The organism is Burkholderia sp. 3C, assembly GCF_054589155.1.
On record NZ_BAAILN010000109.1, the window covers coordinates 22855 to 29763 of the forward strand.

At 70.8% G+C, this 6909-nt stretch carries 7 protein-coding genes; all 7 read left to right on the top strand.

What is annotated here, in order from left to right; translation table 11 throughout:
* Positions 1-29 precede the first annotated feature (29 nt).
* A complete protein-coding gene (locus ACYP33_RS22275) occupies positions 30-803 on the top strand; it encodes an SDR family NAD(P)-dependent oxidoreductase (RefSeq protein ID WP_459623956.1) in 774 nt (257 codons plus the stop codon).
* Positions 804-805: 2 nt separating this feature from the next.
* Entirely contained in the window at positions 806-1750 is a 945-nt protein-coding gene (locus ACYP33_RS22280; RefSeq protein WP_459623957.1) for an MBL fold metallo-hydrolase, read from the top strand.
* A 48-nt stretch (positions 1751-1798) separates the two neighbouring features.
* Positions 1799-3331 (top strand): xylulokinase, encoded by a 1533-nt coding sequence (locus tag ACYP33_RS22285; RefSeq protein WP_459623958.1) that lies wholly within the window; start codon positions 1799-1801, stop codon positions 3329-3331.
* Positions 3328-3996, top strand: coding sequence for an HAD family hydrolase (locus tag ACYP33_RS22290; RefSeq protein ID WP_459623959.1), 669 nt, complete (start codon positions 3328-3330; stop codon positions 3994-3996). Before ACYP33_RS22285 ends, ACYP33_RS22290 begins: the two co-directional genes overlap by 4 nt.
* Before the next feature lie 5 nt (positions 3997-4001).
* The gene (locus tag ACYP33_RS22295; protein WP_459623960.1) at positions 4002-5111 is read left to right on the top strand and encodes a glycerol dehydrogenase; all 1110 of its coding nucleotides are present in this window, start codon (positions 4002-4004) and stop codon (positions 5109-5111) included.
* Positions 5108-5875 (top strand): SDR family NAD(P)-dependent oxidoreductase, encoded by a 768-nt coding sequence (locus tag ACYP33_RS22300; RefSeq protein WP_414441078.1) that lies wholly within the window; start codon positions 5108-5110, stop codon positions 5873-5875. The genes ACYP33_RS22295 and ACYP33_RS22300 overlap by 4 nt, the downstream gene beginning before the upstream one ends.
* A gap of 111 nt (positions 5876-5986) precedes the next feature.
* Positions 5987-6736: a class I SAM-dependent methyltransferase gene (locus tag ACYP33_RS22305; protein ID WP_459623961.1), complete on the top strand. Its 750-nt coding sequence runs from the start codon at positions 5987-5989 to the stop codon at positions 6734-6736.
* The last annotated feature ends 173 nt before the right edge of the window (positions 6737-6909 follow it).

A 6909-nucleotide genomic window follows, 5' to 3' on the forward strand; every position in this document is an offset into this window, starting at 1 on the left:
GGCGCCCGCACTCAACTGAAGGATTGACGATGTATCTCGACAAATTCCGCCTCGACGGCAAGCTCGCCGTGGTGACCGGCGCCGCGCGCGGCATCGGCTTCGCGATTTCCGAAGCGCTGAGCCAGGCCGGCGCGCGCGTGGTGCTGACCGACATGCATCGCGGCGCGCTCGACGAGGCCGTGGCGACACTGACGGCGGCCGGCGCGCAGGTCGAGGCCGAACTGCTCGACGTGACCGATGCGGCCGGCGTGCAGCGCGTGCACGACGCGGTGATCGCGCGCCACGGGCGCGTGGACGTGCTGGTCAACAACGCCGGCATCGCGATCTCGAACCATCCGGCCGAGACCATGACCGACGAGGTGTGGGATCGCGTGATCGACGTGAACCTGAACGGCGTGTTCCGCTGCTGCCGCGCGTTCGGCAAGAGCATGCTGGCGAACGGCGGCGGCAGCATCGTCAACGTCGGCTCGATGTCGGGCTTCGTCGTGAACCGGCCGCAGGAGCAGGCCAACTACAACGCGTCGAAGGCGGGCGTCCATCACCTGACGCGCTCGCTGGCCGCCGAATGGGGCGCGCGCGGCGTGCGCGTCAATGCGGTCGCGCCCACCTATATCGACACCGAGATGAACAAGTATGTGTACGAGGACCCGGAGATGTACCGCCACTGGGTCGGCGGCACGCCGATGAACCGGCTCGGGCGCGTGGACGAGGTCGCCTCGGTGGTGCTGTTCCTCGCCAGCGAGGCCGCGAGCCTGATGACCGGCTCGATCGTGCTCGCCGACGGCGGCTACGTGTGCTGGTGACCATGAACGCCATGCCGCTGTCGATCGACGTCGAAACCTTCGAGATGCCGCTGGCCGCGCGTCTCGCCGGGCGCGCGAGCGCCGCGCCGGACGCGTTCGCGCCCGCGCCGCCGGCCGGCGGCGTCGCGCTCTACTGGCTGGGCCAGGCCGGCTTCGTGATCGAGGGCGCGGGGCGGCGCCTGCTGATCGATCCGTATCTGTCGGATTCGCTCGCGAACAAGTATCGCGGCACGCGCTATCCGCACCGGCGCATGATGGCCGCGCCGGTCGCGCCCGACGATTTCGAGCGGGTGGACCTGGTGCTGTGCACGCACCGCCACACCGATCATATGGACCCCGACACCTTGCAGCCGCTCGCGCGGCGCTTTCCGCAGCTGCGCTTCGTGGTGCCGGCCGCCACGCTCGACGAGGCCGTCAAGCGCTGCGGCGTGGATGCCGCGCGGCTGATTCCGGTGGATGCCGGCGAGTGCGTCGAGCCGCTGGCCGGCGTGCGCGTCTCGCCGGTGCCGTCGGCGCACGAGACGCTCGACGTCGATGCGCAGGGCCGCCATCCGTGGCTCGGCTACGTGATCGAGATCGCGGGCGTGCGGCTCTATCACTCGGGCGATTGCGTGCCGTACGACGGCTTGCCGGAGCAGGTGGCCGCGCTCGCGCCACATCTTGCGCTGCTGCCGGTCAACGGCCGCGACGACGAGCGCAGCGGCAACGGCGTGCCCGGCAATTTCACGCTGGACGAGGCCGTCTCGCTCTGCAAGGCGGCCGGCATGCGCGCGATGATCGCGCATCACCACGGGCTGTTCGATTTCAACACCATCGAGCCGGCCGCGATCGATGCGCGGATCGTCGAGGAGCAGTGCGTGCTGGCGCTGTATCGCGCCCGCACGCAGTGCGCGTGGCGGGTGCGGGCCGATGCGCCGGCGCTCCCTTCCTCGCGGCACGGTAGCTGATCGGGCGTGGCGGCCCGCCGATTCACGAAGCACAACGAACCAACGAAGATGGAGACAAGCCCTTATCTTGCGATCGATGTCGGCACCGGCAGCGTGCGCGCCGCGCTGGTGGATGCCGACGGCCGGATTCGCCGGCTCGCCGCGCGCGAGCACGAGCAGCACGTGCCGCGCTACGGCTGGGCCGAGCAGCGCCCGCTCGACTGGTGGGCCGGCGCGGTCGAGGCGATCCGCGAAGTGCTGGCGGCCGAGCCGGACGCGGCCCGCAACCTGGCCGCGATCTGCGCCTGCGGGCAAATGCACGGCACGGTGCTGATCGACGCCGACGGCCGGCTCACGCGCGATACCGCGCCGCTCTGGAACGACAAGCGCGCCGCGCCGCAGGTGGAAGCGTTTCGCGCGCGCTACCGAGGGCAGGGCGACGCGCATGCCTACCTGCCGCGCACCGCCAACCCGCCCACCGCCGCGTGGCCGGCGTTCAAGCTGCAATGGATTCGCGATCACGAGCCGGACGCCTACGCGCGCGCGGCCACCGTGTTCATGCCGAAGGATTACGTCAACTTCCGCCTGACCGGCGAGCGCGCCTGCGACTGGAGCGACGCGTCGATGATGTTCCTGATGGACCCGCAAACGCGCATGTGGTCCGCCTCGATGTTCGACGAACTCGGGCTGGACCCGCGCAAGATGCCGCCGGTGCGCGCGCCGCACGAACTGCTCGGCCAGGTGACCCAGGCCGCCGCAGCGGCCACCGGCCTGCGCGAAGGCACGCCGGTGCTGGTCGGCGCGGCCGACTACCCGGCCTCGGTGCTCGGCTCGGGGGTGTTCGAGCCGGGGCTGGCCTCGGACATCACCGGCACCTCGTCGATCATCACCGTGATCGCCGATGCGCCGATGCTGCACCCCGAGGTGTCGAACGTGGCGACCTGCGAGGGCCACTGGGGCCGTTTCACGCTGCTCGATTCGGGCGGCGACGCGATGCGCTGGGCGCGCCGCGCGTTTCATGAAAATACGTTGTCCTACGAAGCCGTCGCGCACAAGGCGGCCGAAGCGCCGGTGGGCGCCGAGGGGCTGTTCTTCCTGCCCTACCTGAGCGGCGAGCGCTTCGGAGAGCACCCGAATTCGCGCGCGCAGTTCTTCGGCATCGCGGCTCGCCACGGGCTGTCGCATCTGCATCGCGCGGTGCTGGAAGGCGTGGCGTTCGGGGTGCGCCGGCACATGGCGATGATCCAGCCCGAAGGCGTGCGCATCGAACGGCTGGTGGCCGCCAGCGGCGGCGCGAAGGCCGCGCTGTGGCTCGACATCAAGGCCAGCATGTATCGCACGCCGATCCTGGTGCCGGCCGAGGTCGAATGCGGCGTGATCGGCTGCGCGCTGCTGGCCGCCACCGCCTCGGGCCAGTTCGCCACGCTCGGCGACGCCGTGCGCCGCTTCGTGCGCTTCGAGCGCGAAGTGCTGCCCGACCCGCGCGCCAGCGACACCTACGACCGCATGATGCCGATCTTCGAGCGGCTCTACGCCAGCGCGCAGCAGTTCTACGACGATCTCGACGGCCTGCAGGCCGCCGCACCGGAGGGCCGGGCATGAACCTGAAGCCGCAAGCCGTGCTGTGGGACATGGACGGCACGCTCGCGCTGAGCGAGCCGCTGCATATGCGCACGCTGCTGGCCGCGCTTGCGCACCATGGCGTGCAGGCCGGCGACGAGCTGCATCCGCTGATGTTCGGGCAGACCGGCCGCGAAGTGCATCGCATCGTGCGCGAGCGGTTCGGCATCGAGGCCGGCTTCGGCGAGTGGTCGGCATTTCGGGCCGCGCGCTACGTGGCCGAAGCGCCGCAACTGGTCGAGCGCCCCGGCGCGCTCGGCGTCTGGCGCGCCGTGCAAGCGGCCTGCGTGCCGCAGGCGGTGGTGTCGAACGCGGGCCGCATGCTGCTCGAAGCGAACCTCAACGCGCTCGGCCTGCAGTCGCCCGAACTGGTCAGCGTCAGCGCCAACGACGTGCGCCGCGGCAAGCCCGATCCCGAGCCCTATTTGCGCGCGGCCTATCTGCTCGACGTGCCGGCCGCCGGCGCGGTGGCGGTGGAGGACAGCCCGACCGGCGCTCAGGCGGCGCTGGCCGCCGGCATGCGCGTGCTGGGCTGGCCCGCCGATGCCGAACACGTCGCGCTGTTCCCGCCGCAAGTTCAACTGGTGCACGACGCCGCCGAGCTGGCGGCCGCGCTCGGCCTTTCCCTCGATCCTTCGACATCCTGACCATCATGCTGAAAACCAGTATTTTTCCGTCGCGCTACGTGCAGGGCGCGGGCGCGCTCGACACGCTCGACACCGAACTCGCGCGGCTCGGCTCGCGCGCGGCCTGCCTCGTCGACCGCAACGTGGCGGCGCTGCTCGAACCGGTGCTCGCGCGCGCCGGCAACGTGGCGTTGCAGGTGCGTGCCGTGGACGCCGCCTGCACCGAGCGCGCGGTGGCCGACACGGCCGACTGGGTGCGCTCGACCGGCGCCGATATCGTCGTGTCGTTCGGCGGCGGGAAGGTGATCGACACCGGCCGCGCCGCCGCCGACGACCTGCGCCTGCCGTTCGTCTGCGTGCCCACGGTGGCCGCGTCCGACGCGCCGTGCAGCGCGCTGGCCGTGATCTACGACGACGCGGGGCGGGTGGTGCGCGACCGCTTCGTGCGCCGCAACCCGGACCTGGTGCTGCTCGATACGGCCGTGATCGTGCGCGCGCCGGCGCGCTTCTTCATCGCCGGCATCGGCGACGCGCTCGCCACGTTCTACGAAGCCGACGCCTGCCGCCGCGCCTATGCGCGCAACCTGTGCGGCGGGCGCGGCACGGCGCTGGCGTTCGAGGCCGCCCGCTTGTGTCGCGACATGCTGTTCGCGCACGCCGTGCAGGCGGTGCAGGATTGCCGCGCGCAACTCGTCACGCCCGATTTCGACGCGACGCTCGAAGCCACCGTGCTGCTGTCCGGCATCGGCTTCGAATCGGGCGGCGTGGCGGCCGCGCACGCGATCCATCACGGGCTGGCCGACCTGCCGTCGTCGCACGGCCTGCTGCATGGCGAGAAGGTGGCGGTGGGCGTGCTGGCCTCGCTGTTCCTGTCCGCCGTGCCCGACGACGAGCGGCGCCGCGTGTTCGCGTTCTGCCGCGCCGTGGGGCTGCCCACGCGCCTCGCGCAGATCAACGTCGATGCGGCCGACGACACGGCGCTCGGCATTGCCGCCGCCCGCGCCTGCCGCAGCGGCGAAATCATCCACAACGAACCTTATCCGGTCGATTCCACGATGCTCGTCTCCGCGCTGAAAAGCATGGACCGTTACGGCGCGCGCCTGGAAGCCGACCTTCAACTGCCGAGAGCCGCATGAACCCGATCGAAACACACTCCACGCCGACCTTTCATCCGCAACTGTTCGCGGGCCGCACCGTGCTGGTGTCGGGCGCGACCAGCGGCATCGGGCTGGCCATCGCCGAAGGCTTCGCCGGGCTTGGCGCGCAGGTAATCGCCACCGGCAGTTCGGCGGCCAAGCTCGACGCGTTGCAGGCCGACCGTTCGCTGGCCGGCATCCGTTTCGCGGCGCTCGACGTGCGTGACGGCGAGGCGATCGAGCGCTTCGCGGCCGGCCTTGAGACGCTCGACGTGCTGGTCAACGCGGCCGGCGTGGCGCGGCCGTTCGACGAGTACCGAGACGATGTGTTCCGCGAGGTGCTCGACGTGAACCTGACCGCCGCGATGCGCTTGTCGATGGCGGCGCGTGCGCATCTGGAGCGGACCAAGGGCTGCATCATCAACATCGCCTCGATGCTCAGTTATCTGGCCGACGCCGAAGTGCCGGCCTATTGCGCGAGCAAGACCGGCATCCTCGGCCTGACGCGTTCGCTGGCCCATGCGTTCGGCGTGACGGGCGTGCGCGTCAACGCGATCGCGCCGGGCTACCACCGCACCGACATGACGCGGCCGTTGTGGGAATCGCCCACCGCCGCGCCGAAGATCGCCGCGCGCAGCGCGCTCAAGCGCTGGGGCGAGGCGGAGGACCTGGTCGGCGCGACGCTGTTCCTCGCGTCGCCGGCCGCGGCGTTCGTGACCGGGGTGACGCTGCCGGTGGATGGGGGTTACGCCAGCGGCAGTTGAGCGGGCAGGGCGGCGGGCGGCGTCGGGGCCACCCGATTTCCCCCGACAAATAACTTCAGGTAAATTACCCAACGAACGCCCGCCCCATCCCGATCCGGAGCCGCCCTCTCCATGCAGGACCGTCCCCTTCCGCTCGACCTGTCCGGCCTGGCCCGGAGCCTGTACGCGCAGGGCACCGAGGAAAGCATCCTGGCGCGGCTGATGGAGCGCATCGCGCCGGTGCATCGCGTGTGCGTCGATATCGGCGCGAGCGACGGCCTGCGCAACAGCAACACCGCGCTGCTGCTGCGCGAGCAGGGCTGGTCGGGGCTGCTGGTGGAAGGCAGCGCGTATCGCTTCGGCAAGCTCGCCGAGCACTACGCCGGCGTGCGCCATGTTCGGCTTCGCCACGACCGCGTGCAGCCCGACACGGTGGACGGCCTGCTGGCCGACGCGGGCATCCCTGCCGATTTCGACCTGCTGTCGATCGACATCGACGGCAACGACTACTGGATCTGGCGCGGCCTGCAGGCGTTTCGGCCGCGCATCGTCGCGATCGAATACAACCCGTACTACGCGCCGCCCGAACGCTGGGTCATGTGCTTCAACCCCGATCACGAATGGGACAGCTCGACCTACTACGGCGCGAGCCTCGAATCGCTGTGCCATCTGGCCCGCGACAAGGGCTACGAACTCGTGTGCTGCGACGACATGGGCAACAACGCGTTCTTCGTGCGGCACGACCTGTATCCGCTGCTCGGCATCGCCAACAACGATCCGTCGGTGCTGTTCCGCCCCGCGATGTACAAGCTGCGCTACGTGGGCAACAACACGTTCCTGACCGGCCATCCGTATCGCCACGGTCCGGCCGAGCGTATCTAAATGTCGCCGCCCGCCGCCTCCTTCGACGCGATCCGCGCGGCCTATGCGCTTGGCCCGGGCGAGCCGCCGCGCCGCGTCGGCGAGCGCGTGTGGCACCTGCCGGGCGAGGGCGGCGGCTTCGCCGTCAAGTGCTACGCGGCGGCGCATCGCGCGCGCGCCGAGAAAGAAGCGGC